This is a genomic window from Ruegeria sp. YKSF070 (assembly GCF_059612725.1).
In genome coordinates this window covers 60,899-85,700 of sequence record NZ_JBXWRD010000009.1, presented here as the reverse complement: position 1 = coordinate 85,700, position 24,802 = coordinate 60,899, and the positions used below count along the sequence as shown (strand labels likewise).

Genomic DNA, 24,802 nt, shown 5'->3' with positions numbered 1-24,802 from the left:
CTGAATGGTCGAATAAGATCTACCGACCAAGGCTCGTTCAGAGGCTGTTTGGATTTCGGTTTCTTTCGACGAACGCCACTGGCATCGAAGTGTTCAGGTTGCGCGCGAAATTGTCCCCATGTCTTCAACTGGTTAAGGGCTGTGCACCGAATGCGCGAAGTCGAGAGGTCCGGAGAATGTCGGCCCTAAGAGACCACTTCCGGGCCTCCGGGCTCGGGCGTCAGTGCTCAGCCTCTCCCGCATAACCCTCGAAAACAACGGAAAAATTCGGCCGCGGCCGGATCGGGAGAACGCTTTCGCGAGGGCAAGTGGCGGAGTCGATGGGATTCGAACTCTCGGGACGGCCCTGGAATTTTCAACGGATCGACCTGGAATTGGCCGCTACGCTGTGTCGTCCTCCTTAAATCGATCCATCTGATGCATCCGCTCGTGCAGGATGGTGACGATTCCAATGTCGCCGTTGGCGAGCCGCCGCCAGTACACGAAATGCCGCTCGTAGCGGAAGAAGTACCCCTCCACCTCGAACTCGGCTGCCACAGGCCTGGATCGGACGCCGCGTGTTTCGATCTGCTCGAACGCAGCGAACAGGCCGGTGATGTAGGTGTCGGCCTGTGCTTCGCCCCAGCGGTCGCGGGTGTACCTGTAGATCTCGTCGAGGCGCACCGAGGCCGCTTCCTGAACCCGGATCGCCATCGGTTCAGGTCTGCCGATTCCGGGCGATCACCTCGGCGGCGGTCAGCGGCCTGTAGCTTTCCTCGGGCGCGGCGAAGGCTCGGTTGAGTTCAGCCTTCAGGCGATTGAATGCCTCGCGTTCCGCGCGCTCCTTGTCGCGGCGGATCAGGTCGCGGATGTATTCGCTGACGTTCTCGTAGGAACCGTCCGCGCCGACATTGGTCGCGACGAACTCGCTGAGGGTACCGCTGACGCGGACGGTCATTGTGGTGGTGCGAGGCATGGCGCGCTCCCTGCTTTACGATGTATTCAATATAACCAAAATCGAACACAAAACAAGGACCTAGACACTGTGCGACGCCCCGCGTATTGACGCTCCCGGTCCTCGGCATCCTCCACGCCAGCCAGTCCGCCAGCGCGATCAGCAAAGCATCGGAATGACGCGCGAGCGACACCGGGAACTCGCCACTTGGCCCCGATCGCCCGCGAACCAGCATTTGACGGTCCCTTCGCTGGTACCCATCCATCCCATCGCGGACTTGATCCCGCATTTCTGGCAAAGGCTCCTGGATTGGGCCAATACGTTGCCAACGCGATCCTGCTCTTTAAGAATGATCAACCGCGTCCTTTGATCGACGTCACCTGGTCCGAGTGATCGAGCGCTTCGCTCGCCCCCGTGTGCTCGCGGACATACAATACGACCATTGGCTGCAAGCGGCATCGCACTGGCTCGTGAAAGACCAGCCGATCTGAGCAAATTGGGCGACGCTAGATTTCGTGGCGAAGGCCTGCACTTCGCGCGCCCCACGCTGCCATCGCTGTACCGTCAGCGCACGGTGCGATCGGCTGCGCCGTCAGGTTTTGCTGCAGCCCTGAATATGGAAAGCATCTCCTTGTTCGAAAGAAGGTCCGCCATCGAGACGTTTATACACGATATCGAGAAAGTGGTCCCGTTGTCAGGGTCTGTCTCGTCTGCCTCCCATAAGAATTCTGCAAAATGGCACTAACCTCTTGCATTCCCTTTGGTTCGGAGCATTGCTGCCCTGCTGCGAGTTGATTGAGAAGCTCCTTCCGACATACGCGGCCACCCCCGTTGAGAGGAAGTATTCCATGCGCACCAGCCTGACCCATCCCCTTCAGATCGCCACGCTCAGTCCCGGTCGAGGCTTGGGGCGGATCGGTATCACCTTCTGTCCTGGCAAGGTGCAGGCCGATGCGATGACCGGCAGCTGGAACCGCGATCTGGGGCGCGACCTCGATGCCGTCCGCGATTGGGGCGCCGTGGCGGTCGTGACGCTGGTCGAGGACCACGAGCTTGAAGCACTGCAGGTTCGGGGACTGGGGAAAGCCGTGCGTGATCGTCACATGGACTGGCTTCACCTCCCGATCCGGAACTATGGGGTGCCGGATCACGGGTTCGAGCAGGCATGGGACTTGATCGGCCCGGGCCTGCTCGACCGTTTGTACTGTGGTTTCGACGTGCTGGTGCATTGCAAGGGCGGGCTTGGCCGGGCCGGAACCATCGCGGCGCGTCTCATGGTCGAACTCGGCCATGAGCCGCGAGAAGCGATCAAGGCCGTGAGATCGGTCCGCCCTGGCGCCATCGAAACGCTTGAGCAGGAACGGTTCGTACTGGCGCTCGGGCGGCCACCCGAGCCAGAGCCTGCCACCTCAGAAGCTGCGATCCGAGATCGTGCCATCGGGGCGCTTCTTGGATTGGCTGTCGGGGATGCCCTTGGCACAACGCTCGAGTTCCGCAGTCGGGACAGCTATGCCCCGCTGACGGATATGGCGGGCGGCGGTCCCTTCGGACTGGCGCCGGGGCAATGGACCGATGATATGGCCATGGCGCTTGCCCTGGCGGAGAGCCTTTTGAAGTATCCCGATCTCGACGCGAAAGACCTGATGCTACGTTTCGTCGACTGGCACGAGAACGGCACCTATTCCTGCACCGGCCACTGCTTCGACATCGGCATCACCACCAGACAGGCGCTGGCCCGCTGGAAACATTCCGGCGACCCGATGGCGGGTTCAACAGATCCCTTGAGCGCGGGCAATGGCAGCCTGATGCGACTTGCGCCGGTAGCGATCCGCCACTGGCGGGACCGGGACCGGTTGCGCGATGTCGCGGCTCGTCAGAGCCGGACCACCCATGCCGCGGCCGAGGCGGTCGATGCCTGCATCGCCTGGGCTGAGCTGCTGGCCGATGCCATCGAGGGCCACCCCCGGAGAACCGTGCTGGAGCCTCGTGCGGAGAAGTACTCCGGAACGATCGGGCCGATCCTGTCCGGCAGTTGGCGTGGCAAGCGGCGCGACCGGATCCGCGCCTCGGGCTATGTTGTCCATTCGATGGAAGCCGCCCTTTGGAGCGTTGGCGCCTCGGGCGACTTCTCATCGGCAGTGCTGCGGGCGGCCAATCTCGGCGAGGATGCCGACACCACCGCCGCCATCGCCGGCCAACTCGCCGGCGCGCTTTACGGCGCGGATGCCATTCCAGTGCAATGGCGGCAACGTCTGGCCTGGGCTGACCGCATCAAGGCGATGGCCAACCAACTTTTCGAGGCAAGCTGAATGGCCCGGGCCGCTGGTCAGCGATACCTTTCGATCTCCGCGCGCTTCCGGTTAGCGCTTTCCTTGACCCGGCGGCGCACCTCCTCGGGGAAGCCCGCCTTGTCCGGGTCAGCGGCGCAGTATTCTTCAACGGAAGCTATCTCCTCTTCCTTCTTCGCTTCCCACTCATCCACCTGCCGGTGCGCTTCGGCAATCGCCGCCTCGTATTCGGCTTTCTCCTGCTCTGTCATAGGCCCAGCAAAGGTCACACTGCCATCTTCGAAGTCGATCAGGATATGGTCTGGATGCGGAACCGGATCCGGAAGATGGCTGATCCCCAGGCGTTTGCGGCGGGCCAGTTCGTTTTCCCAGTACGTTTTGTAGGCAATTGTATTCTTGAGCAAACGTTCGTTCTGACGTCTTGCATGTGCGTCGTCAGCGGCCATCAACCTGAGCACTATTTCTCCGTGTCGGGCACTGCCCTGAACAGCCTTCACGAACATGGCACTGACCATCGCTTCCGTCATTGTCATGTTCGATTCCCTGGCCCCGTCGCGAACCATGACCTCGCGCTCAGCGGCTTTCCTGACCGCATTAAACAGCCGTTCCTGTGGACCTGAATAACGGCGATTGAATGCCCCTACCGGCCTGCCCTTGGGATTGCCCGATGCCCCTTTGCGGAACCGCTTGTCCCGCGGAGGCTTGCCATAGCCCACCTCGTAATTCGGCGAGGGCAGGAACGGCGGCTTGTCATCATCCTTGCTCATTCTGCAGCCTCCATTCCGTGGGCCTCACCGTCCCGTCCGGGGGACAGCAGAACCGCAGTATCCTTGGCATAGGCCTCCCAGCGCGCGATGATCCGGTCGCAGTAGACGGGATCGATCTCGCAGAGCCGCGCCCGCCGGCCGGTCTTATCCGCCGCGATCAACGCCGAACCGGAGCCGCCGAAGAGATCGAGCACGATCTCGCCCCGCCCCGAGACATCGCGGATCGCATCCGCGATCATCTGCACCGGTTTGACCGTCGGGTGCATTGCAAGTTCGTCCATGCGTCCCCGCTTGCGCGTATTAACCCCGCGATATTCCCAGACATTGGTCCGATAGCGGCCGTGTTGGCCCAGTTCGAAGCTGTTCACATGCGGGGCCGTGCCGTGTTTGAAGGCCAGGATGAACTCGTGGCGGGATCGGTAAAAGGTGCCCATGCCGCCATTGTCCTTGACCCAGACGATCAGGTTCTTCAGCTCCGAATAGACCTGCCCTCCCGCCGCCTGCACCTCGCCCAGATGGCGCCAGTCCATGCAGATAAAGTGGATCGAACCATCCATGCTGTGCCTGGCAAGCTGACCGAACGCGTCAGAGAGGAAGGCGGTGAAACCCTCGGGTGTCATCTCGCCCGCCGCCATCGCGAACTCACGATGACGCGTCCGGCCGGAATTGCCGGCATGGCCCTCGATCGGCACGTTGTAGGGCGGATCCGTGAAGACCATCCGCGCGCGATCATCCCCCATCAGGGCCTGCCCCACATCCGGGTCCAGCGCATTGCCGCAGATAAGGCGGTGCTGCCCCAGTTGCCAAAGCTCACCCGGACGACAGCGGACCGGCACGTTTTTGGGCAGGACATCGTCGGCGGGATCGTTCGGTTCCGCTGGCGACACCCCGTCCATGATCATGTCCAGTTCCGGGACCGAGAAACCGATCGCGCCGATATCGAAGCCGAGATCGGGCGAGGCCAGCAAGGCCTCGAGTTCCTCGGCCAGAAGGTCCTCGTCCCAACCGGCATTCAGCGCCAACTGGTTGTCGGCGATGACAAAGGCCCGGGCCTCTTCTTCGCTCATGCGCTCCAGTCTCAGACAGAGAACCGTGTCCCGGCCCAGGTGGCGGGCCGCCGCGACCCGTCCATGGCCCGCGAGAATGCGGTTCTGCGCATCGATCAACACCGGCGTGTTGAAGCCGAAAGCCTCGATACTCGCCGCGATTTGCTGGATCTGTTTCTTGGGGTGCTTGCGTGCGTTACGCTTCCATGGCGTCAGCGCCGCGATCGGGGTTTCTTCTATCTGAGCACTCATGTCTCATACTGCTCCTAAAAGGGTGGTTAGCGACCACCCCATGAGCAAACAGACGACCTCCGATAACGTCTGTCTGCGATTGAGAGCCATCGCCTGCAATGGCTCGGTGAATTGGGTTCATCGGGTGTTCCCACGAGGGAATCAGCACGAGTGGCCCAATATCAGCATAGCGTAAAAGCACGCCTCAAAAAGTGAATTATTGTATTTCTTTCATATACTTATTTATCATCCAGGTGATAAAATCCAGATTGAAAAGATTGCCAAAAACCACTGGACTTTGACGCGACACGGAGCGTCACTGGCCCCATGCCCGGCCCGAGTCTGGGCCTCTCCCGGTACAGGCTGATCCCTCCCGATCGGCCGAACAAGAAGGAGAGAGCAGCGATGAAAGACCTGCCCGAGATTACTCCCCCGGCAACAGGCAAGGCACACCCGATCCCCCTGCCGTCGCTTGCCACGCTCGAGACTGCCGATCGCGACACCCTGCTTGGTCTCTGGCGAGATATCTTCGCCGCCCCACCTCCCAAGGGCCTGAGCCAGGTCTTTCTGCGGCGTTTCCTCGCCTTCGAACTGCAGTCCCGGCAGCAAGGTGGCCTGCCCAAGGCCCTGGTGGATCGGATTGCCCGGGAAGCGGCCGGCGAGACGCGCAAGGTGTCCCCCGCGCTTCGGCCCGGCGGGCGACTGTTGCGGGAGTGGAACGGGGTCACCCACGTGGTCGACATTCTCGAGGCGGGCTGTCTCTGGCAGGGCAAGACCTATCCCTCCCTCTCCGCCGTCGCCCGCGCCATCACCGGCGCACGCTGGTCCGGGCCGCGTTTCTTCGGGCTCACCAGCGCCCCGAAGGCACCCGGCACCCGGCGGGTCACCAATGGCAAAGGCTCCACCCGATGAAGCCCGGACAGAAGACCATCCGCTGCGCGATCTACACCCGCAAGTCCTCCGAGGACGGGCTCGAACAGGAGTTCAATTCCCTCGATGCCCAGCACGAGGCCTGCTCCGCCTATGTCGCGAGCCAGAAGCACGAGGGCTGGAAACTGATTTCCGCCCGATATGACGATGGGGGGATCTCCGGCGGCACGCTGGACCGGCCGGCCCTGAAGCGCCTGCTCGACCACATCGAACTCGGCCGAATTGACATGATCGTCGTCTACAAGATCGACCGCCTGACCCGGTCGCTGATGGATTTTGCCAAGCTGGTCGACCGCTTCGAAGCTTCGGGCTGCTCCTTCGTCTCCGTTACCCAGGCATTCAACACCTCTTCGTCCATGGGTCGCCTCACCCTCAATGTGCTCCTCTCCTTCGCCCAGTTCGAACGCGAAGTGACTGCCGAGCGCATCCGCGACAAGATCGCGGCCTCGAAGAAGAAGGGCTTCTGGATGGGCGGCAACCTGCCCCTCGGATATGACCGTCACCCCGACCCGGAGAAACGCACCCTGGTGATCAACCCTATCGAGGCGGAAATGGTGACCACCCTGTTCCAGCTCTATGACGATCTCGGCGCGCTTGGGGCTGTGGCCCGCGAGGCGGACCGGCTTGGCCTGCGATCGAAGCTCCGCACCGACAGATCCGGCCGTAAGAGTGGAGGGTCCCGGCTCAGCAACGGACAGATCCAGCACCTCCTGCGCAACCCGGTCTACATCGGCAAGATCCGCCACAAGTACAAGGTCTGGCCCGGGCTGCACGCCCCGATCCTCGACCCCGATCTCTGGACCCGCGTCCAGGCCCGGCTTGATGCAGCCTCGCGCCGCGGGCGTGGCGGCACGGCCAACGGAACCGGTTCGGGGTGGACAGCGGCTCTGACCGGAAAGCTCTGGGACGACACCGGCGACCGCCTCACACCCACCCACACACTGAAGGCCGGACGGTGCCATCGCTACTATGTCTCCAACCGCCTGATCTCAGGCGGTCCCGATCCGTCCGGCTGGCGCCTGCCGGCGGCCGCCTTCGAGAAGGTCGTGGCCGCCGGTCTCGCGGATCACCTCGAGGCAATGGTCAAATCGCACCGTCTTCTCGCCACCCCGGATGCAAGCAATGCCGAAGCGCTCCTGGCGCGGGCCGAGGTGTTGGGCAAGGCGCTCCGCACCCGGCCGGCAGAGGTCGCTCCACTCATCGCCGAGGCCCGTCTTGCTCGCGCGTCCCTCACCCTCACCTGCGATCCAGCGGCTCTGGCAAACTGCTTTGACCTTGCCGCTGACACCTTCGCGCCTGAGGTGCTGTCCTTTACACAGCCGCTCACCCTGCGCCGCCGCGGCGTGGAAACAAGGATCGTGACCGGAACGCGCGCACCCATGCCAGACCCGGTGCTGCTGAGAAACCTTACCCAGGCGCATGACTGGACCCGTGACCTGCGCGTCGGCATCCCGATGTCCGGTGTCATCAGCAAGAGCGGCCAGTCCGAATCCTTCGTCCGCACCCGATCGCAACTGGCCTTCCTGTCGCCCCGGCTTCAGCAGGCGATCCTCGCCGGCACGCTGCCGCCCGAAATGACCGCCCGGCGCATCCTCTCCCAACCGATCCCCCTCGATTGGGCAGAGCAGGAACAGCTCTACGGACTGCCCAAGGCCTGATCCTTCTCCAAACGCTCAACTCCCGGGCCGGTCTCTGCGCCAGAGATCGGCCCGGTCTCATTCACGCGTGTCGCCGCAACATCGGAGCGGCACTGCCGTTGCGTTTTTCCCTGTAAATTCCCTGTTAATCGCTCCCCGAAACGAAAAACCGCACCGCCCAAATGGCCCGCAGAGACTGCGCCCGAATTCTCGCCCCTCTACCTCGCTCCAATGCGTCTCCAAGCGCCGACACAAAGCGCAACCGCCCGGAATACCCGGCAGAAAGGGCGTCTACTTCGTTACAGGGGGAGTACCCGAAGGTGGCTGGCGGGGAGACAGGGATTCGAACCCTGGGATGGCTCTCACCATCAACGGTTTTCAAGACCGCCGCATTCGACCACTCTGCCACCTCCCCGGTCGCATTCCCTCTATGCTTTCGCCCCGGACGAGGCAAGAGGCCAACCGGGAAAACTTGCCGAAGCCCGTGCAGCAGGCTTTCAAAGGGCGGTTCCGCGCGTTATGATCCGCCCGGAACCGGGCCGTGGCGCCCGCAGCAGCGTAATGACCGGACAACCGGCAATGGGGCCGCACCGACCCCGAATACAGGCAAGGAAACGATCGACATGCACCGCAAGACGCCATTGTCCAGCCCACTGACCCGGTTGTCGGCCGTGGGCCTCAGCCTTTTGCTGCTGGCCGGGTGCGAAGAGGGCGCGAACCTGTCCTTTCTTCAACCCAAGGACAAGGAGGCAGCCGCCAGCGCCGAGACCCGCAGCACCAAGCTGGTCGAACGCGATGTCGAGGCGCCCGAGGTATTCCAGGTGACAGAGGCCGGTCTGTGGGATGGGCGGCCGTCGCTGGGCGGTGTCTGGGTGGCGCATCCCGACGTCAAGGAACCCGAGCGGGTGATCATTCGCAACGCCACCAACGACAAGTTCGTGATTGGCGCCCTTTTCCGACGCGAACGCGACATTCCCGGCCCACGTATTCAGGCCTCGTCCGATGCCGCTGCCGCGCTGGGCATGCTGGCCGGTGCGCCGGTGGAACTGAACGTGACCGCGCTGCGCCGAGAAGAGGTTCAGGAGGAGCCGCCGCTTGAAGAGACGCTGGCCGAGGCCGACGCGGTCGAACCACTGCCCGAGGTGGCCGAAACCACGCTTGACCCGGTTGCCGGTGCTGCCGCCGCGATCGAAGCAGCCGCGCCCAGCCCGGCCCCGGCGGCAGCCCCCGCCCCCGCCGCACCACCCAAGCCGAAACCGCAGACCTCGTCGCTGGACAAGCCCTATATCCAGATCGGCATCTTCAGCGTCGAAGCCAACGCAAAACGAGCCGCGGATCAGATGCGCGCCGCAGGCATGGTGCCAACGATCCGGCAAGAGGCCACCAGCGGCAAGAGTTTCTGGCGGGTCGTGGTCGGCCCGGCGCAGTCGAAATCCGAACGCACCGCGCTGCTGAAGCAGGTTCAGGGCACCGGTTTTTCGGACGCCTATGCAGTGAAGAACTAAGACGGGAGGGTTTCCCAGTGCCGACTTTCATCCGCTCCGCCCTGCTGGCCCTGGGCCTGGCGCTGGCCGCCCTGCCCGCGCTGGCCTATGACACCTCGGCGCGCGCCGCCTATGTGCTGGATCAAAGCACCGGCACCGTCCTGCTCAACAAGAATGCGGACGAGGCGTTGCCGCCCGCGTCGATGTCGAAGCTGATGACGCTCTACGTCACCTTCGAGGCGCTGCGCGACGGACGGCTAACGTTGGACGAGCGGCTGCCGGTGTCACAGCACGCGATGAGCTATGGTGGCTCGACCATGTTCCTCAACACCACAGACCGGGTGCGGGTCGAGGACCTGCTGCGCGGCATCATCGTGCTCAGCGGCAACGACGCCTGCGCGGTGATCGCCGAGGCGCTCAGCCCCGACGGGACCGAGGCCGGATTTGCCCGCTTCATGACCAAACGCGCCGAGCAACTGGGCATGACCCGCTCGACATTCGCCAATTCCAACGGCTGGCCCGCGGCGGGGCATCTGATGTCGGTGCATGATCTGGCGGTGCTGGCCAATCGGCTGATCACCGATTTCCCCGAGTACTACCCGCTGTTTGCCGAGACGGAATTCGCCTTTGACGGCCGCGCGCCATCGAATGTCCGCAACCGTAACCCGCTGCTCAAGCTGGATATCGGGGCAGACGGGCTCAAGACCGGGCACACCGCCGAGGCGGGCTATGGCCTTGTCGGCTCGGCCCGGCAGGGCGACCGCCGGGTGATCTTTGTGCTGACCGGCCTCGAGAGCGAAGCCCGCCGCGCAGAGGAGGCCGAAGCGATCGTGAACTGGTCCTTTCGCCACTTTGCCACCAAAACCGTTGCCCGCGCCGAAGACCCGGTCGCCCGCGCCGAAGTCTGGATGGGAGCAAAACAATCGGTAGGACTGGTTCCGGCCGAGGATCTGAACCTGCTGCTGCCGGTTTTGTCCGACACCAAGGTCGAGGCCGAAGTGGTCTATGACGGCCCGATCAACGCCCCCATTGCCAAAGGCCAGCAACTGGCCGAACTGGTGATCAAGCCCGACGACCTGCCTGAAATTCGCCGCCCGCTGGTGGCGGCCGAGGCGGTGCCGGCGGGTGGCTTTGTGGTGCGGATCAAGACCGCCGCCAACCTGCTGCTGCGCCAGCTCAACGCCGGACCGGCGGAGGCGATGTGAGCGGCACGGGGCTGTTCCTGACCTTCGAAGGCATCGACGGATCGGGCAAATCCACCCAGGCGCGGCTGCTGGCCGAAACCCTGCGTGCGGCGGGCCATGACGTGGTGCTGACGCGCGAGCCGGGCGGCTCTCCCGGGGCCGAGGAAATCCGCCGTCTGGTGCTTGAAGGCGACCCCGACCGCTGGTCGGCGGAAACCGAGATTCTGCTCTTTACCGCTGCTCGCCGCGATCATCTGGAACGCACCATCGAACCGGCGCTGGCAGCGGGCCGCGTGGTGATCTGCGACCGTTTCGCCGACAGCACCCGCATGTATCAGGGCCTGTCGCGCGGCGACCTGCGGCAACTGGTCGACCAGTTGCACGCGCTGATGATCGGACGCGAGCCGGACCTTACCCTGCTGATCGACATGGACCCCGAAACCGGCCTGAGCCGCGCCAAGGGCCGACAGGGCAGCGAGGAACGGTTCGAGGATTTCGGTCCCGAGCTGCAACAGCGCATGCGCGCCGGATTTCTCGACTTGGCGCGGGAATATGACCATCGGTTCCGCATCGTCGACGGCAATCGCGACATGGATAGCGTGGCGGCGGATGTGACCAAAATCGCGCTGAGCCACCTGAATCCACCCCAATGAGCGACGACCTCCCCACCCCGGATCAGGCGCCCGGTGCACCGCATCCGCGCGAGACGCCCCGCCTGTTTGGCCAGGACGCCGCGGAGCGGGCCTTTCTCTCCGCCTATGGCTCGGACCGGCTGCATCACGGCTGGCTGCTGACCGGGCCCGAGGGGGTCGGCAAGGCAACGCTGGCCTGGCGCATCGCGCGGTTTCTGCTCGCCACGCCACCACAGTCCGACGACGGCCTGTTCGGCGCCCCCCCGCCGCCACAGACGCTCGACATCGACCCGGAACACCCGGTCGCGCGCCGGATGCAGGCCGGGGCCGAACCGGGACTGGCCGCGATCACCCGCTCGGTCAACGACCAGGGGCGTCTGCGCGCCGAGATCGTGGTCGAGGATATCCGCAAGCTGGGCCGCTTCTTCGGCCTCAGCTCGGCCGATGGCGGGCGGCGCGTGGTGATTGTGGACAGCGCCGACGAAATGAACACCAGCGCCGCCAACGCGCTGTTGAAGATGCTCGAGGAGCCGCCCGCGCGCACCACGCTGCTTTTGGTGTCGCACCAACCCTCGCGCCTGTTGCCGACCATCCGCTCGCGCTGTCGCACCCTGCGCCTGACACCGCTGTCGCCCGCCGACATGCAGGCGGCGCTGGAACAGGCTGGCGCCGGAACCGAGGCGATGCCGGAACACCTGGCCGCGCTCGCCTCGGGCTCGGTCGGGCGGGCGCTGCGGCTCTTGAACCTCGAAGGGCTCGCGCTTTATGGCGAGCTGATCGCGCTTCTGGACACGATGCCTCGGCTCGACCGCCCGCGCGCGCTGGCGCTGGCCGAGGCTGCGGCCGGGCGCGGCGCGGCCGAACGGTTCGACCTTCTGCTGGGCCTTGTCGACATCGCCTTGGCCCGACTGGCACGTACCGGCGCCACTGGCGAACCACCCTGGCCCGAGGCCGCGATGGGAGAGGCGCAGGTTCTCTCTCGCCTCGCCCCCGACCCCGACAGCGGTCGCCGCTGGGCCGATGTTGCGGCCACCATCTCGGCCCGCGCCCGGCATGGGCAGGCGGTGAACCTTGACCCCGCAGCGCTTGTCCTAGATACGGTGTTCAAGATGCAGGATACCGCCAGCTGGGGCCGATGAGCACGACCGACACCACACCCGAGATCACCGACAGCCATTGCCACCTCGATTTCCCCGATTTCGAAGGGCAGCTGGACGAGATCGTGGCCCGCGCCGCGCGGGCCGGCGTGACCCGTATGGTGACGATCTGTACCCGGCTGAAGAACGAACCCGCCGTGCGCGCCATCGCCGAGGCGCATGCGCCCGTCTTCTATGCCGCTGGCACCCACCCGATGAGCGCCGTCGAGGAACCCATGGCGACGGTCGAGGAACTGGTGGCGCTGGCCCGGCACCCGAAATTCGTCGGCATCGGCGAGACCGGGCTCGACTATCACTACACCGCCGACAGCGCCGAGGTGCAGCAGCGCTCGCTGCGCATTCACATCCGCGCGGCGCAGGAAACCGGCCTGCCGCTGATCATCCACGCCCGCGCCGCCGATGACGACATGGCCCGCATCCTGGCCGAGGAACACCAGCGCGCGCCCTATTCCTGCGTGATGCACTGTTTCTCCTCCTCGCCCGCGCTGGCGCGGGCCGCACTTGATTTGGGATTCTACCTGTCGATGTCGGGCATCGCCGCCTTCCCCAAAAGCCAGGAGTTGCGCGATATCTTCGCCGACGCGCCGCTCGACAGGATACTGGTCGAGACCGACGCCCCCTATCTGGCGCCGCCGCCGCATCGGGGCCGGCGCAACGAGCCGGCCTATACCGCCCATACCGCGCGGGTCGGGGCCGATCTGTTCAGGCTGGACTACGCCGATTTCGCCGCCCGCACGCAGGCCAATTTCGACCGGCTGTTCACCAAGGCCGCCCGCTTCAAGGCCGCTGCATGAGCGGCGAGCTGCGCTTTACCATCCTGGGCTGCGGCTCGTCCGGGGGGGTGCCGCGTCTGGGCGGCCATTGGGGCGACTGCGACCCGGCCAATCCGCGCAACACCCGCCGCCGCTGCTCGATGCTGGTCGAGCGTGAAAGCGACGCGGGCGTGACAACCGTGCTGATCGACACCACACCGGACATGCGCAGCCAGCTGCTGGATACCGGTACCGGGCGGCTTGACGCGGTGGTTTATACCCATTCCCATGCCGATCACGTGCACGGGATCGATGATCTGCGGATGATCGTGTTCAACATGCGCGCCCGCATCCCAGTCTGGGCCGATGGCGATACCCAGAACGCGCTGCTGTCGCGCTTTGGCTATGCCTTTGTACAGCCCGATGGCTCGCCCTATCCGCCGATCTTGAAGATGAAGACGATCTCGGGCCCGTTCGAGATCGACGGCCCCGGCGGCCCGATCGCCTTTCGCCCGTTCCGGGTCGGCCATGGCTCGATCGACAGTCTGGGCTTTCGCATTCACGATCTGGCCTATCTGCCGGACGTGGCCGAGATCTATGACGAGGCCTGGGCCGAGTTGCAGGATCTCGATTGCTGGGTGCTGGACGCGCTGCGCCGGACCCCGCACCCGACGCATGCGCATCTGGACAAGTCGTTGGACTGGATCGCACGCGCCGCGCCGCACCGGGCGGTGCTGACCAACATGCATATCGACCTTGATTACGACACCGTAGCCGCCGAAACCCCCGATCACATCACCCCCGCCTATGACGGGATGGTGATCCGCTACGCGCTCTGAGGTCGCCCTGTCTGCGCGTCGCCATATGTTCCCGGCCCCACAAAGCAGGGCCGGCTGAACCATGTTTCAGGCGCTGATAGATGTTGTTCTGCCGGTTTTTCTGGTGATCGGCGCGGGATATGGCACCACGCTTGCGGGCTATTTCAAGCCCGAGCATATCGACGGGGTGATGCGCTTCACCCAGGGCTTCGCCATCCCCTGCCTGCTGTTTCGCGCCATTGCCAATCTGGATCTGAACGCGGGCTTCGACCCCGCGCTGCTGGCCAGTTTCTACATGGCGGCGTTCTTATGTTTCACCGCTGGCCTGCTTGGCGCGCGATTCCTCTTTAACCGCGATTGGGAGGATAGCGTCGCCATCGGCTTTTGCTGCCTGTTTTCCAACTCGGTCCTCTTGGGGCTGGCCATCACCGAGCGCGCCTATGGCCCCGAAAACCTGGTCGGCAATTATGCCATCATCGCCATCCACTCGCCCTTTTGCTATGCGCTGGGGATCACCACGATGGAGGTGATCCGAAATCGCGGGCGCGGCGGGCGCAAGATGGTGACCTCGGTCCTTAACGCCATGTTTCGCAACGTGCTGATCCTGGGGATCGCACTGGGCTTTGTCGTCAATCTCACCGGAATCTCGCTGCCGCAGATCGCCGATGACGCGCTGTCGCTGATCATCCGCGCGGCGCTGCCGGGGGCATTGTTCGCCCTGGGCGGTGTGCTGGTGCAGTACCGGCCCGAGGGCGACACCCGAGTGATCGCCTATATCTGCGCCATCTCGCTGCTGCTGCATCCCGGTCTGGTCTGGCTGTTCGGCTCGGCGCTGGCGCTGCCGCAGGACCTGTTCCGCTCAGGCGTGCTGAACGCGGCCATGGCGCCGGGGTTCAACGCCTATATCTTTGCCAATATTTATGGCCGCGCCAAACGGGTCGCGGCCTCGTCGGTGCTGGTGGCGACCGCCGCCTCGATCCTGACCGTGTGGATGTGGCTGATGTTGCTGGGTTGACTTCGCCCGCACGCGCCCCACAACTCGGACCATGACAGAGACAACCGCCCTGATCGTCGCCCATGGACAGCCCTCGGACCCGGACCCGGCCGAGGCCGCTCTGACCCGTTTTGCCGCACGGGTCGCTGCATCCGGCCCCGGCCTGACCGTGCATTCTGCAACCCTGGCCGCTCCGGGCCGGCTTGAGGCCGCGCTGGAGAGCTTGCCCGAAACGGTGCCAATCTATCCCCTCTTCATGGCGAGGGGCTGGTTCGTCACCTCGGCCCTGCCGCGCCGTCTGGACGGGCGCGCAAACACGATCCTTGATCCGCTGGGCATCGACCCCGACCTGCCCGCCCTGATCGCCGCGCATCTGTCAACGGAGCTGGAGCAGCGCGGCTGGCCGGTGGCCGAAAGCGGGCTGGTGTTGGCCGCACACGGCTCGGGCCGCAGCCGCAACCCGAGCGCCGTGGCGAATGGCTTTGCCGAGCACCTTCGGGCGCATCTGCCCGTGGCCCGTCTGTCAGTGGGATTTGTCGAAGAGGCGCCCTCGATCACCGAGGCCGCAAGCGGGCATGACTCGATGTCGCTCTGCCTGCCCTTCTTTGCCTGCGCCGGTGGCCATGCCAATGAGGACGTGCCGCAGGCGCTGGAACAGGCAGGCTATGCCGGGGCGCTGTTGCCGGTTCTGGGTGACCTGCCCCCGGTTCCGGCGCTGATCGCGCGCCGGATCGCGCAGGCAGGCCGCTAGGCTCAGTTGCCGCTGGTCGAGGCCGAGAAGACCGGGATCGCAGGTGCCGCCGCAGCCGAAGTCGAGGCCTCGGTCAGCACGGCGACCCGTTCCGGCGTCTGTCCCAACACGCCCGACCCGCTCTGGGCCGCGTTCAGCGCCAGTCGCATCCACTCACCGGCGCGTGCCATGCCGACCGGAGCACCAAAGCCCTGACGCAGCTGGTGGCTCACCACCTCGCCATAGCCAAGCTGACCGGCCGATGCCAACAGCGTCGCCGAGGCCAGCGCCATCTCGGCGTTGTCGGTGCGGTATCCGACACCTAGACAGATCTTGCCGCCCGAAATCAGGCTGGCCATCGGCTGACCCGAGGCCTGCAAGAAGGCCGAAGTGGCCGCGACCACCTCGGACGGGGCCTTGGTGTCGATGCCCACCATCTGCGGCGCCATTGCCTGGGCGAGGCCATCGCATTGCTGCTCGACCTGCACGGCGGTCATGTTGGGAATCGTGACCTCGATCTGGCTTGCCTCGGTCATCGCCTGACTGCGGGCCTGGCAGAACTGTTCGTTCAATGCAAAGACCGGCTCGCGCAACTGTCCGGCGCGACTGGGCCCGCCATTCGAGGTGGTCAGCAGATTGACCTCGTTGCAATGGGCGTTGATCGAAACAGGTGTGGTCTGGGCGAAGCCGAAATTGGGCAGGGCCGCACCGGTCGCCGCCCGTGCGGTCACCACCTGCGACGTCTGCGGGGCCGTTGCCGCCATATGGGTCTGGGGCTGTACCGGCTGCACGGCCTGCGGGGTCTGTATTCCCAGCTGTTCGTTGCGATATGTGCGCAGAAGCCCGCCCTGCCCCTGGCTCGCCAGGATCTGATTGTACGGCGCCACATGGGCGCTGGCCAAGGCACGCTGATGCGAGGCAAGCAGGAAGCCGCGCTCGTGATCGTCAAGATAGCCGTCGATCGGATAGCCCATATCAGCCTGGAAATGCGAGATGCCGGCGCGGCTGCGGCGCCCCAGAGACCCGTCAACGGTGCCGACATTATAACCGAAATAGTTCAGCGCGCTCTGCACTTCGCGATTCTGCTGGCGCTGCGCCGAGGAGACACCGGTCGACTGGCGTGTCGTACGGGACTGGGCCTGCCGCTGGCGCTGCTTGTTCTTGTGAACCTCGTTCACGATCAGGCCGCCCAGCAAGGCGCCACCGATCAGCGCAGCAGCCTCGTCGGCCATGGCGCGCTGAGCCGGCACCACCACCATGCTCGCGGCTACGAAAGATGCACAAAGGCGTCGCTTCATCATGTCAATGACCTTTCCTTGCTGCCATTGACCGCGCGTGTTCGGGCGCGCAACGGCCCGGTTTCGAAAATGACCTCAACTGGAGCAATGCGACCAAACCCACGGCGGAATGTCAAGGTTGTTGTGGCGCAGCCTTTGGTCCGCTGGCGCTAACCCGCCATGTTGCGGGCCGTCCTCTGCCTGACTTCGGCATCGTCTCCAGCAAGCAGCGTGCCCGCCCGTTCAAGCGGCTCGACCCGGGCCGAGGACAGGTCCGCGTCATAGAACCGATGCGTCGCCCGCCCCGCTCGCTTGGCCGCATAAAGCGCCAGATCGGCCGCATGCAGCAGGGCCGAGGCCTCGGGCCGGGCGAATTGCGAGGACAGAACCGTTCCCACGCTGGCCGAGATACAGCATTCCTCGCCGTTAAAGGGAATGGGCTCCTCCAGCCGGTCGATCAGACGGCGGGCAATACTGTCGAGCCGCTCACGTTCTTGCAGGTGATTGAAGATCAGCACGAATTCATCGCCGCCGATCCGCGCCACCGTATCGTCGCCGCGGGTCTCTTCGACCATTACCCGGGCCACATGTTGCAGCACATGGTCGCCGGCGGCATGGCCCAGCGTGTCATTGACCGATTTGAAATAGTCGAGATCCAGATGCATCAGCGCGAACGGGGTGGTCCCCGACAGCAGCCGCGACAGGATGTGATCCATCGCGCGGCGGTTCTTGAGCCCGGTCAGCGTGTCGGTAAAGGCCTGCTCCTCGGCAGCGATCATCGCACCCTGAAGCCGCAGGTTCAGCTTGCGCGAGGCCTCCATCGCCGCCGATTTCGCCTCGACCAGATAGAGCAGTTCGATGGCCAGATCGGTGCCCGAGAAATCGGCGCTGGTCAGTGCATAGTCACGCACCGCGTCCAGGATCGAGATGCCGAAGGACAGGTTGACGATGGCTCCCTGTTCGCCCGGCAAGGGCACGATCAACCCCTTGAGCGCGGTGCGCGGTTCGTCCCGCAGGCTCAGATGCAGCTTGGCCCCGGAACTGGCCATCAGCGCCGGCACCGTCGCCACCGACCGGGGGCGCAGCAATTCGAAGGTCTCCAGAAACTTCTCGCCTTGCATCGGCTGCTCCGGACGCAGTTTCTGCAATGTGGGTCCGACACGGGTCATCCGGCCAGAGCGGTCCAGCAGCACATACATCGGACAGAGCCGTTCCAGCAGAAAGGCAAGGTCTTCCAGATCAATCATCCCGCGCGCGCCCCCAGTTCGAAACTGCGCCCTTCGGCAAAGGCGGTTTCGATCAGCGTGATCTCGATCACCTCGGCCCGGCCGCGCGTTCCGGCATGTTCCAGCATCACCAAGGCGCCATAATCGTCGGCCATGGCCCGCAACACCCCCATCATCACATTGGCATAGCCGGGCAGGCCCGCATGGCAGGTCAGGCTGAACCGGCCACCCGCCTCCTCGCGCAGTTCCAGCGCCGGCAGATACAGGTCCGACACCGCCAGCCGTGCGCGGTCGGGCAAATCGTCGAGCGAATGCAGAAACTCCAGATAGGTCACGCCACCGAACCGCAGCAGTCGGCGCAGCGCCTCGGTATTGGGGTTCGACACCAGGTAGGTACCCAGATCCTCCAGCACTTCGCGTTGCGGGCGGCCCAGTTCCAGGCACAGTTCCTGCAAGACCCGCAACGAAGTTTCATCCTCATAGACAAGCATCGCCTCGAATTCGACAAATCCGAGATGCGCCGCCTCCGTCACGCGGATCCAGCGGCTCTGTCCATAGGTATTGCATACAAAGGATTGTATGGCCCTGTTGATCAGCCCATGCATGGATGGTCCCCTAACGCTTGCCGGTACTGTGGCATTCGAAACATTAACAAAGCGCCAACAGCGCCCTGTCTTTACCTTGAATTGCTCCTAGTCTCGGGGTGAGATCAGCATTCCATCGACCTCCAGCGCCTGCTGACCCGATGGCACGACGGCAAATGCACCATCCAGCACCCGCATTAGCAAATCTGACGCCGCGGCCAGTTCGCTGCTCTGCCGCGGATCTCCGGCAGGGCGCAGGAACAGATCGCCAGCCGCATTCCGCCGCAAATGAGTGGCACGGACCCGGCCCAGTTCGTCGAGAAAGAGCACGATGGCCTGGTCGTCGGCGGCAACCGCCGGGCTGAAGGCACCCCGGATCAGCGCACAACCGGGCCGCCCATCGGGCAGCGGACGGGCGCATCCATCGCGCCAGCTCTGCAACTCGTGCTGCGGGATGCCGGCCAGATCCGCCGCGCTCAGCCCGGAACCGTCCGGGCGCACCTGCATCCGCGCCACCAGTTCGGGCACCAGATCCTCGGTCAGCGGCAGTTCCGGCGTCTCGAAAAGATAGCGGCTGTCCACCGCGCGGGCCCGCTCCAGCGCTCGGATCAGCCCGGCGTCCTCGCGCGCGATGGCCAGTTGCCGCAGCTGCTCCAGCCCGGCCTGCCCGGCCCGGCCCCAGTCATGGGTCATCTCCCAGATCGGCAATTCGCCGTGTTCCGCCCGCGCCTCTTCATAGCGTGCCACCTGGCTCGCGGTTGAGATGCGCAGACTGTCCAGGAGGGGTGTCAGCCATAGGGCAGTGGCCACCAGCAACAACACCGCCATCGTTACGTTGAACCGGCGCAGTTGCGACGTCCAGTCGCCACCGCGCAGCGCCAGCAGGCAATAGCCCAGCCCATAAATGGCCATCAGCGCCGCGCTAAGCACCGCGAACAGGCGCGCAGGCGTCCAGCCATACCCCATCACGCGGATTCCCAGCGCCCAGACCGCCAGCGCGATTGGTACCGGCAGCAGGATGGCCAGCGCCCGCGTGCTGGCGAGCAGTCCGGGCGAGGCCACCGCATGCGCCTCGTCCCGGTCAAGCGCGGTCGAGATCAATGTGATCGCCGCGGCGGCAGTGGCCAGCAGGATCGCGGCCGAGGACAGATCGCCGAACAGCCCGCTCAGCCCCCTGAGCGGCAACGCCGCCAGAAACAGTACCATGACGGTCAGCAACACCGGCAGCAGCAGCCGCAACAGCCGCAACACCGGATAGGGAGAGACCCTGCTTCGTGCCTCGTGGATCACCGCCAAGGCAAAACCCAGCACAGCGCCGCTGAGCGCGTAAAACAGCACCCCCTCTTCCAGTATCCTGTCGATCACCCCGACCCCGACAAGGTCAAGCAGCGCATCCGACAGCAGCAGAACGCCCCAGAACAGGCCGACAAAGACCCAGGACAGCACGAAGCGCAGGGCGGTTTCCCAGGTGGCGGCAAACAGGCTGGCATAGTCGTACATGCGGCCCCGCCCCTCGGCCCGGACCACCAGGAATGGCAGCGCGACAAAGACGAAGCCCACCAGCGCCAGCACCAATTGCGGATGCTGCAACAGGCGCGAGGCCGGTTCGAACCGGCCAGCAACGGACCAAGTCAGCAGTGTGGCGGGCAGCGACAGCCACAGGCTCATCGCGCTACCCCGAACAAGGCCGACCGGGCCAGCCAGCGCCAGCGTTGCGCCCGCGTGCACCATCACCAGGCTGAGCAGACAGAGCCAGACCAGCTCGGGCAGGATGTCGCGGCCCCAAACATCGGCCAGCGCCCAAAGCGCCAGCGCGGCCAATGTCCCGGCGGCGGCCTGCGCCAGCCGGTCCCGTATCGCAACCGTCACGTCCAGATCCGTCATGCCCGCCTCTTGCGCCTGCCTTGCTTCAGTTTATGAGGCCAGCGCCGCGATTGCCAACGGCAAAGACACCTGTGCAGAGCGATCAGAAATCGGTCGGTGCGCCGCCCTCGGCCTTGCGGCGGGCCACGAAATCGGCCAACTCCTCGCGAATGCCCTCATCCATGGGCGGCGCCTCGAAACTACCAATGATCTCCTTGAACAGGTGATGGGCGCGCTCGGGCGTCCAGATGGCGCCTGCCGCCTCCCAACCCTCGTAATTCTTCCAGTCGCTCAGGAACGGCTGGTAGAATGCGGTGGTATAGCGGTCCTGAGTGTGCTGGATACCAAAGAAATGCCCGTCATTGCCCACCGCGCGGATCGCCTCCAACGCGATATCGTCCGGCGTGGTGGCATAGGTGGCGGGCTCCATATAGCGCTGGATCTGCTGGAGCACCTCGCAATCCATGATGAACTTCTCCGGACTGGCGATCAGCCCGCCCTCCAGCCAGCCGGCGGCGTGATAGACCATGTTGGTCCCCGACTGCACCGCCGCCCAGAGCGAGTTGGATGTCTCCCACATGGCCTGACCATCCGGCACATTGGCGGCGCAGACCCCGGAGGAGCGCACCGGCAGCCCGTAGAACCGCGCCATCTGGCCGGTCATCTGGGTGGCGCGCATGTATTCCGGGGTGCCGAAGGCGGGCGCGCCCGATTTCATATCCACATTGCTGGTAAACGTCCCGATCACGCAGGGAATGCCGGGGCGCACATATTGGAACAGGGCAATGGCGCACAGCGCCTCGGCCAGCGATTGCGCCACGGCGCCCGCCATGGTCACCGGCGCCATCGCGCCCGCAAGCGTAAAGGGCGTCACCACGATCGCCTGTCCCCGCCGCGCCAGCCGCAGGCAGCCGTCGATCATCGGATGGTCGTGTTTCAGCGGCGAGGTCGAGTTGATGTTGGTATACATCCGCGGCGTCGCCTCGAACTCCTCGTCACTGAGGCCGCCCGCGATGCGCACCATCTCCATAACATCCTCGACCCGCTCCTTACCCAGGCTATAGGCGTGCATCACCTTGTCCGAGATCGTGAGCTTGTCATAAAGCACGTCGAGATGGCGGACCGAGGCGTGGATGTCCACCGGCTCGACCGGATAGCCGCCCGCGAAATGGATACAGTTGAAATATTGCGTCAGTTTCAACAGGTTGCGGCATTGCTCGCGATTGCCGGGCACCTTGCGGCCAATCTCCATGTCCCAATAGTTGGGTGGCGACGAGACATTGCCGAACAGGATCACATTGCCGCCGATCCTGAGCGTGCGGTCCGGGTTGCGCGGGGTCAGGGTGAACTCGCGCGGCGCCTTGGCCACCATTTCCATCACCCAGTCGCGGCCCATGCGGACGATCTCGCCATCCACGTTACAGCCCGCCTCGCGGAACAGTGCCAGCGCCTCTTCGTTGTAAAAGGCGACGCCGATCTCTTCGAGGATGCGCATGGCCCCGTCATGGATCGCCTCGACCCCCTCGGGGGGCAGCGGCTCGGTCGGGCGGTCGGTATTGACCGGCAGGCGCCACGGCATCTGCTCGATGACGGCCTTGCCCCTGCGGGCGGCGGCGCCGGCGCGGCCTCCGCCGCGGCGTTTGCGGGTGTCGGTATCAGCCATGGAACCCTCCTGACATTTTGGTCAGGTTCCCATCTTGCGGCGGCAAAGCCGCTCTATCCACGACACGTCATGTCGCTTTTGGTCAGCACAGCGGCGTATTGACGCAAAATTTCGCGTCAGTGCCCCAACCAGTCGCCAATATGGCCGATATGGGGCAGGACCACATCGGCATGAGGGGACAGATCCTCGGCCCCGGCCAGACCGGTGAGCACTGCCACCGTGGTCATGCCCGCCGCGCGCCCGGCCATCATGTCATGGGTACTGTCGCCCACCATCGCCACGCGCGCCGGGTCGAGCCCGATCCGGTCGGCAAAGGCCAACAACTGCCCCGGCCCCGGCTTCGCCCCATGGCCGCTGTCGAAGCCGGCGATGAAATCGAACCGGTCCGCCACCCCGACCGAACCCAGATGCGCCCGCGCCGGGGCCTCGCCATCGTTGGTGGCAACGCCCAGCCTGAGACCGCGCGCGCGCATCGCATCAAGAAAGGGCGCCAGCGGCACCGCCTGAACCTGCGGCGCGCGGGCGCTTTCCTCGTTGATCATGTCAACCAGCGCGCCGTGGCTGACCCCCGGAAGCTCTGGCAGCAAAACCTCGGCAATCTCGCCCGGCGTGCCTGCGATCACCACACTGTCACGGGCATAGCGCGCGGCATCGAAATCGAAACCGATCATGGCACCCAACTGCGCCGCACGTGCCGCGTCGCCATCGCCGATGCGGATCAGAAAGGCACGCCCGAAGGCCCCCCAGGTGGCGGCAAAGTCAAAGAGGGTACCGTCCTTGTCGAACAAGAGCGCGTCGATCGGCATGTGATATGGCTCCGTCTGTCTGGGTCAGGTCCAATGCATCTCGCCACCACCCAGAACGGCGCGCGCCTGCATCGGCTGATCATAAGCAATGCCCTGTTCATCGCAAAAGGCAATGACCCAGGCATCGTCCATTGTCAGGAAATCCAGCACCGAGGCAAGAAACTGCCTGTCTCCCGCCCGCGCGCGCAGATCGCCGATATCGGCGCCGGTCGAGCCCAGAAACACAGGTAACAGCTCGTCATTGGTCACCAGCCAAGTCAGCGCCTGCAAGGCCAGCGTCTCGGCGGCATCGGCGGAAATTCGCATGCAAGCTCCGGCTGGGAGAGGGTTGGAAAGGGTTTGTTAACCTGTCTCATAAACACTTTGACAAGAATTGGAAACAATAGTCGAAAGGCTGGGACCGTGCAGGGAACGATACTGATCCTCGACGGTGTCTCCACCAACCGGATCATGCTCAAGGTGCAGCTGTCGGCAGCCTGGTACCATGTGGTGCAGACCGACCGGCTGGAGGGGATAGGCGCATTGCTGCGCCGGGTGCGCCCGGACCTGATCCTGTGCGCGATGACCCTGCCCGATGGCACCGCGATGGATGTCAAACGCGCGCTGCTGGCCGATGAGAGCCTAGCCAACATCCCGATGATCGCTATCGCCGGGCAGAACGACCATACCGCCCGGCTGAGCGCGCTGGAGAGCGGGATCGAGGATGTGCTGTCCCAACCCTATGACGACGTGGTGCTGCTGGCGCGGGTCCGCAGCCTGATCCGCGCCTATGCCGGGATCGAGGAATTGCGCCTGCAAAGCGGCGCCCGCGACATGGGTTTTGCCGAGGAGACCGCCGCGTTCCGCGGTCCGGCCCGGGTCGCTGATATCGCGCTGGTCACCCAGACCCCCGGCACCGGCGCCATCTGGCGCAGCCGCCTCAAGGGGCATGTGGCCCATCGGATCGACCTGCACCGGATGGAGGATATCCAGCACCTGCTGCGTGACCGTGAGCCGGATGTGATCGTGGTCGAGTTGAGCGATGGCACCACCGGCCTGCGCCTGCTGGCCGATCTGCGCGCCCGCGGCAGCACACGCAATGCCGCCATCCTGGCCATTCCCAATCCCGCCAACGCGCACCTTGCCGCCGACGCGCTGGACCGGGGCGCCGACGATGTGATGCCCGGCGGCTTTGCCCTGCGCGAACTGGTGTTGCGTCTCGAAACGCTGCTACGGCGCAAGGCCCGCGCGGAACGGTTCCGCAGCACGCTGAACGCGCGCCTACAGGCGGCACTGACTGACCCGATGACCGGGCTGCACAACCGCCGTTACGCCCTGCCCGCGCTGGACCGCATCCTGAACGAGGCTGCCGAGACCGGGCAGCCCTTTGCAGTGATGCTGGCGGATCTGGACCATTTCAAGGGCATCAACGACCGCTTTGGCCACCCCGCCGGCGACGCCGTTCTGGTCGAAACCGCCCGGCGGCTGAGCTGCCAGATGCGCTCGGGCGACCTGTTGGCCCGCATCGGCGGAGAGGAGTTTCTGATCGTGCTGCCGGGCGTTTCACAAACACAGGCGCTTGGTGCCGCCTCGCGGCTTTGTGCCCGGATAAATGGCGAACCCTTCGTGGTGCCTGGACAGGCCCACCCGATCGCAGTCACCACCAGTATCGGGCTTGTCACCGTCACCCCCGCCGGGACCGAACCACCGCTCAGCCCCGGCGAATTGATCGCACAGGCGGACCGGGCGCTCTATCGGGCCAAGGATACCGGGCGCAACCGGGTGTCGCTGGCCGATGCCGCAGCGGCCTGAGCCACCCT

General features: G+C 64.9%; 23 protein-coding genes and 1 tRNA gene. 12 read left to right on the top strand and 12 right to left on the bottom strand.

Features of this window, described 5'->3' with window-relative positions:
• Positions 1-381: 381 nt before the first annotated feature.
• Positions 382-693 (bottom strand): type II toxin-antitoxin system RelE/ParE family toxin, encoded by a 312-nt coding sequence (locus AC2FL1_RS07180; protein ID WP_496876435.1) that lies wholly within the window; start codon positions 691-693, stop codon positions 382-384.
• A gap of 4 nt (positions 694-697) precedes the next feature.
• Complete coding sequence (locus tag AC2FL1_RS07175) at positions 698-955, bottom strand: ribbon-helix-helix domain-containing protein (protein ID WP_496824460.1); 258 nt, start codon at positions 953-955, stop codon at positions 698-700.
• Between the two features lie 827 nt (positions 956-1,782).
• On the opposite strand from AC2FL1_RS07175, the gene AC2FL1_RS07170 reads away from it, so the two are divergent.
• Positions 1,783-3,243, top strand: a complete 1,461-nt coding sequence (locus tag AC2FL1_RS07170; protein ID WP_496876434.1) for an ADP-ribosylglycohydrolase family protein — start codon at positions 1,783-1,785, stop codon at positions 3,241-3,243.
• A 17-nt stretch (positions 3,244-3,260) separates the two neighbouring features.
• On the opposite strand, the gene AC2FL1_RS07165 is transcribed toward AC2FL1_RS07170, so the two are convergent.
• Positions 3,261-3,989, bottom strand: a complete 729-nt coding sequence (locus AC2FL1_RS07165; protein ID WP_496876433.1) for a DUF5681 domain-containing protein — start codon at positions 3,987-3,989, stop codon at positions 3,261-3,263.
• The gene (locus AC2FL1_RS07160; protein ID WP_496876432.1) at positions 3,986-5,287 is read right to left on the bottom strand and encodes a site-specific DNA-methyltransferase; all 1,302 of its coding nucleotides are present in this window, start codon (positions 5,285-5,287) and stop codon (positions 3,986-3,988) included. Before AC2FL1_RS07160 ends, AC2FL1_RS07165 begins: the two co-directional genes overlap by 4 nt.
• 384 nt (positions 5,288-5,671) lie before the next feature.
• Between AC2FL1_RS07160 and AC2FL1_RS07155 the strand changes: the two genes are divergently transcribed.
• Complete coding sequence (locus tag AC2FL1_RS07155) at positions 5,672-6,178, top strand: DUF2924 domain-containing protein (protein WP_496876431.1); 507 nt, start codon at positions 5,672-5,674, stop codon at positions 6,176-6,178.
• Positions 6,175-7,854, top strand: coding sequence for a recombinase family protein (locus AC2FL1_RS07150; RefSeq protein ID WP_496876430.1), 1,680 nt, complete (start codon positions 6,175-6,177; stop codon positions 7,852-7,854). Before AC2FL1_RS07155 ends, AC2FL1_RS07150 begins: the two co-directional genes overlap by 4 nt.
• 304 nt (positions 7,855-8,158) lie before the next feature.
• On the opposite strand, the gene AC2FL1_RS07145 is transcribed toward AC2FL1_RS07150, so the two are convergent.
• Positions 8,159-8,248, bottom strand: a tRNA-Ser gene (locus AC2FL1_RS07145).
• 208 nt (positions 8,249-8,456) lie between these two features.
• Here AC2FL1_RS07145 and AC2FL1_RS07140 point away from each other — a divergent pair.
• The 8 genes from AC2FL1_RS07140 (at position 8,457) to AC2FL1_RS07105 (ending at position 15,605) form a co-directional block, all read left to right on the top strand.
• Positions 8,457-9,338: an SPOR domain-containing protein gene (locus tag AC2FL1_RS07140; RefSeq protein WP_496876429.1), complete on the top strand. Its 882-nt coding sequence runs from the start codon at positions 8,457-8,459 to the stop codon at positions 9,336-9,338.
• 17 nt (positions 9,339-9,355) lie between these two features.
• Positions 9,356-10,522, top strand: coding sequence for a D-alanyl-D-alanine carboxypeptidase family protein (locus AC2FL1_RS07135; RefSeq protein ID WP_496824472.1), 1,167 nt, complete (start codon positions 9,356-9,358; stop codon positions 10,520-10,522).
• Positions 10,519-11,154: a dTMP kinase gene (gene tmk, locus AC2FL1_RS07130; protein WP_496876428.1), complete on the top strand. Its 636-nt coding sequence runs from the start codon at positions 10,519-10,521 to the stop codon at positions 11,152-11,154. Before AC2FL1_RS07135 ends, tmk begins: the two co-directional genes overlap by 4 nt.
• Positions 11,151-12,272 carry a DNA polymerase III subunit delta' gene (locus tag AC2FL1_RS07125; protein WP_496876427.1) on the top strand — a complete coding sequence of 374 codons (1,122 nt, stop codon included), beginning with the start codon at positions 11,151-11,153 and terminating at the stop codon, positions 12,270-12,272. The genes tmk and AC2FL1_RS07125 overlap by 4 nt, the downstream gene beginning before the upstream one ends.
• Positions 12,269-13,084: a TatD family hydrolase gene (locus AC2FL1_RS07120; RefSeq protein WP_496876426.1), complete on the top strand. Its 816-nt coding sequence runs from the start codon at positions 12,269-12,271 to the stop codon at positions 13,082-13,084. Before AC2FL1_RS07125 ends, AC2FL1_RS07120 begins: the two co-directional genes overlap by 4 nt.
• Positions 13,081-13,881: an MBL fold metallo-hydrolase gene (locus tag AC2FL1_RS07115; RefSeq protein ID WP_496876425.1), complete on the top strand. Its 801-nt coding sequence runs from the start codon at positions 13,081-13,083 to the stop codon at positions 13,879-13,881. The genes AC2FL1_RS07120 and AC2FL1_RS07115 overlap by 4 nt, the downstream gene beginning before the upstream one ends.
• A gap of 61 nt (positions 13,882-13,942) precedes the next feature.
• Positions 13,943-14,875: an AEC family transporter gene (locus AC2FL1_RS07110; protein WP_234139003.1), complete on the top strand. Its 933-nt coding sequence runs from the start codon at positions 13,943-13,945 to the stop codon at positions 14,873-14,875.
• Positions 14,876-14,906: 31 nt separating this feature from the next.
• Positions 14,907-15,605 carry a CbiX/SirB N-terminal domain-containing protein gene (locus tag AC2FL1_RS07105; protein ID WP_496876424.1) on the top strand — a complete coding sequence of 233 codons (699 nt, stop codon included), beginning with the start codon at positions 14,907-14,909 and terminating at the stop codon, positions 15,603-15,605.
• Between the two features lie 2 nt (positions 15,606-15,607).
• Here the strand turns inward: AC2FL1_RS07105 and AC2FL1_RS07100 are convergent, their stop codons facing one another.
• From AC2FL1_RS07100 to AC2FL1_RS07070, 7 genes are all read right to left on the bottom strand, one after another.
• Positions 15,608-16,885 (bottom strand): peptidoglycan-binding domain-containing protein, encoded by a 1,278-nt coding sequence (locus tag AC2FL1_RS07100; RefSeq protein WP_496824483.1) that lies wholly within the window; start codon positions 16,883-16,885, stop codon positions 15,608-15,610.
• Positions 16,886-17,031: 146 nt separating this feature from the next.
• Complete coding sequence (locus AC2FL1_RS07095) at positions 17,032-18,108, bottom strand: diguanylate cyclase domain-containing protein (RefSeq protein WP_496876423.1); 1,077 nt, start codon at positions 18,106-18,108, stop codon at positions 17,032-17,034.
• Entirely contained in the window at positions 18,105-18,692 is a 588-nt protein-coding gene (locus AC2FL1_RS07090) for a heme NO-binding domain-containing protein (protein WP_234143519.1), read from the bottom strand. Before AC2FL1_RS07090 ends, AC2FL1_RS07095 begins: the two co-directional genes overlap by 4 nt.
• Before the next feature lie 87 nt (positions 18,693-18,779).
• Complete coding sequence (locus tag AC2FL1_RS07085) at positions 18,780-20,555, bottom strand: DUF4153 domain-containing protein (RefSeq protein ID WP_496876422.1); 1,776 nt, start codon at positions 20,553-20,555, stop codon at positions 18,780-18,782.
• 82 nt (positions 20,556-20,637) lie between these two features.
• Positions 20,638-22,197: a trimethylamine methyltransferase family protein gene (locus AC2FL1_RS07080; RefSeq protein WP_496876421.1), complete on the bottom strand. Its 1,560-nt coding sequence runs from the start codon at positions 22,195-22,197 to the stop codon at positions 20,638-20,640.
• A 116-nt stretch (positions 22,198-22,313) separates the two neighbouring features.
• Positions 22,314-23,003, bottom strand: a complete 690-nt coding sequence (locus AC2FL1_RS07075) for an HAD family hydrolase (protein ID WP_496802741.1) — start codon at positions 23,001-23,003, stop codon at positions 22,314-22,316.
• Positions 23,004-23,027: 24 nt separating this feature from the next.
• On the bottom strand, positions 23,028-23,309 hold the full coding sequence (locus AC2FL1_RS07070) for a DUF3572 domain-containing protein (RefSeq protein WP_234143516.1): 282 nt from the start codon (positions 23,307-23,309) through the stop codon (positions 23,028-23,030).
• 96 nt (positions 23,310-23,405) lie between these two features.
• Here AC2FL1_RS07070 and AC2FL1_RS07065 point away from each other — a divergent pair, with 96 nt between their 5' ends.
• Positions 23,406-24,794 (top strand): diguanylate cyclase, encoded by a 1,389-nt coding sequence (locus AC2FL1_RS07065; RefSeq protein WP_496876420.1) that lies wholly within the window; start codon positions 23,406-23,408, stop codon positions 24,792-24,794.
• The last annotated feature ends 8 nt before the right edge of the window (positions 24,795-24,802 follow it).

Excerpts from the sequence above, each read along its gene's own strand:
- AC2FL1_RS07180 (WP_496876435.1), bottom strand. The coding sequence starts at position 693 with ATGGCGATCCGGGTTCAGGAAGCGGCCTCGGTGCGCCTCGACGAGATC.
- AC2FL1_RS07175 (WP_496824460.1), bottom strand. The coding sequence starts at position 955 with ATGCCTCGCACCACCACAATGACCGTCCGCGTCAGCGGTACCCTCAGC.
- AC2FL1_RS07170 (WP_496876434.1), top strand. The coding sequence starts at position 1,783 with ATGCGCACCAGCCTGACCCATCCCCTTCAGATCGCCACGCTCAGTCCC.
- AC2FL1_RS07165 (WP_496876433.1), bottom strand. The coding sequence starts at position 3,989 with ATGAGCAAGGATGATGACAAGCCGCCGTTCCTGCCCTCGCCGAATTAC.
- AC2FL1_RS07160 (WP_496876432.1), bottom strand. The coding sequence starts at position 5,287 with ATGAGTGCTCAGATAGAAGAAACCCCGATCGCGGCGCTGACGCCATGG.
- AC2FL1_RS07155 (WP_496876431.1), top strand. The coding sequence starts at position 5,672 with ATGAAAGACCTGCCCGAGATTACTCCCCCGGCAACAGGCAAGGCACAC.
- AC2FL1_RS07150 (WP_496876430.1), top strand. The coding sequence starts at position 6,175 with ATGAAGCCCGGACAGAAGACCATCCGCTGCGCGATCTACACCCGCAAG.
- AC2FL1_RS07140 (WP_496876429.1), top strand. The coding sequence starts at position 8,457 with ATGCACCGCAAGACGCCATTGTCCAGCCCACTGACCCGGTTGTCGGCC.
- AC2FL1_RS07125 (WP_496876427.1), top strand. The coding sequence starts at position 11,151 with ATGAGCGACGACCTCCCCACCCCGGATCAGGCGCCCGGTGCACCGCAT.
- AC2FL1_RS07120 (WP_496876426.1), top strand. The coding sequence starts at position 12,269 with ATGAGCACGACCGACACCACACCCGAGATCACCGACAGCCATTGCCAC.
- AC2FL1_RS07115 (WP_496876425.1), top strand. The coding sequence starts at position 13,081 with ATGAGCGGCGAGCTGCGCTTTACCATCCTGGGCTGCGGCTCGTCCGGG.
- AC2FL1_RS07110 (WP_234139003.1), top strand. The coding sequence starts at position 13,943 with ATGTTTCAGGCGCTGATAGATGTTGTTCTGCCGGTTTTTCTGGTGATC.
- AC2FL1_RS07105 (WP_496876424.1), top strand. The coding sequence starts at position 14,907 with ATGACAGAGACAACCGCCCTGATCGTCGCCCATGGACAGCCCTCGGAC.
- AC2FL1_RS07100 (WP_496824483.1), bottom strand. The coding sequence starts at position 16,885 with ATGATGAAGCGACGCCTTTGTGCATCTTTCGTAGCCGCGAGCATGGTG.
- AC2FL1_RS07095 (WP_496876423.1), bottom strand. The coding sequence starts at position 18,108 with ATGATTGATCTGGAAGACCTTGCCTTTCTGCTGGAACGGCTCTGTCCG.
- AC2FL1_RS07090 (WP_234143519.1), bottom strand. The coding sequence starts at position 18,692 with ATGCATGGGCTGATCAACAGGGCCATACAATCCTTTGTATGCAATACC.
- AC2FL1_RS07085 (WP_496876422.1), bottom strand. The coding sequence starts at position 20,555 with ATGACGGATCTGGACGTGACGGTTGCGATACGGGACCGGCTGGCGCAG.
- AC2FL1_RS07080 (WP_496876421.1), bottom strand. The coding sequence starts at position 22,197 with ATGGCTGATACCGACACCCGCAAACGCCGCGGCGGAGGCCGCGCCGGC.
- AC2FL1_RS07075 (WP_496802741.1), bottom strand. The coding sequence starts at position 23,003 with ATGCCGATCGACGCGCTCTTGTTCGACAAGGACGGTACCCTCTTTGAC.
- AC2FL1_RS07070 (WP_234143516.1), bottom strand. The coding sequence starts at position 23,309 with ATGCGAATTTCCGCCGATGCCGCCGAGACGCTGGCCTTGCAGGCGCTG.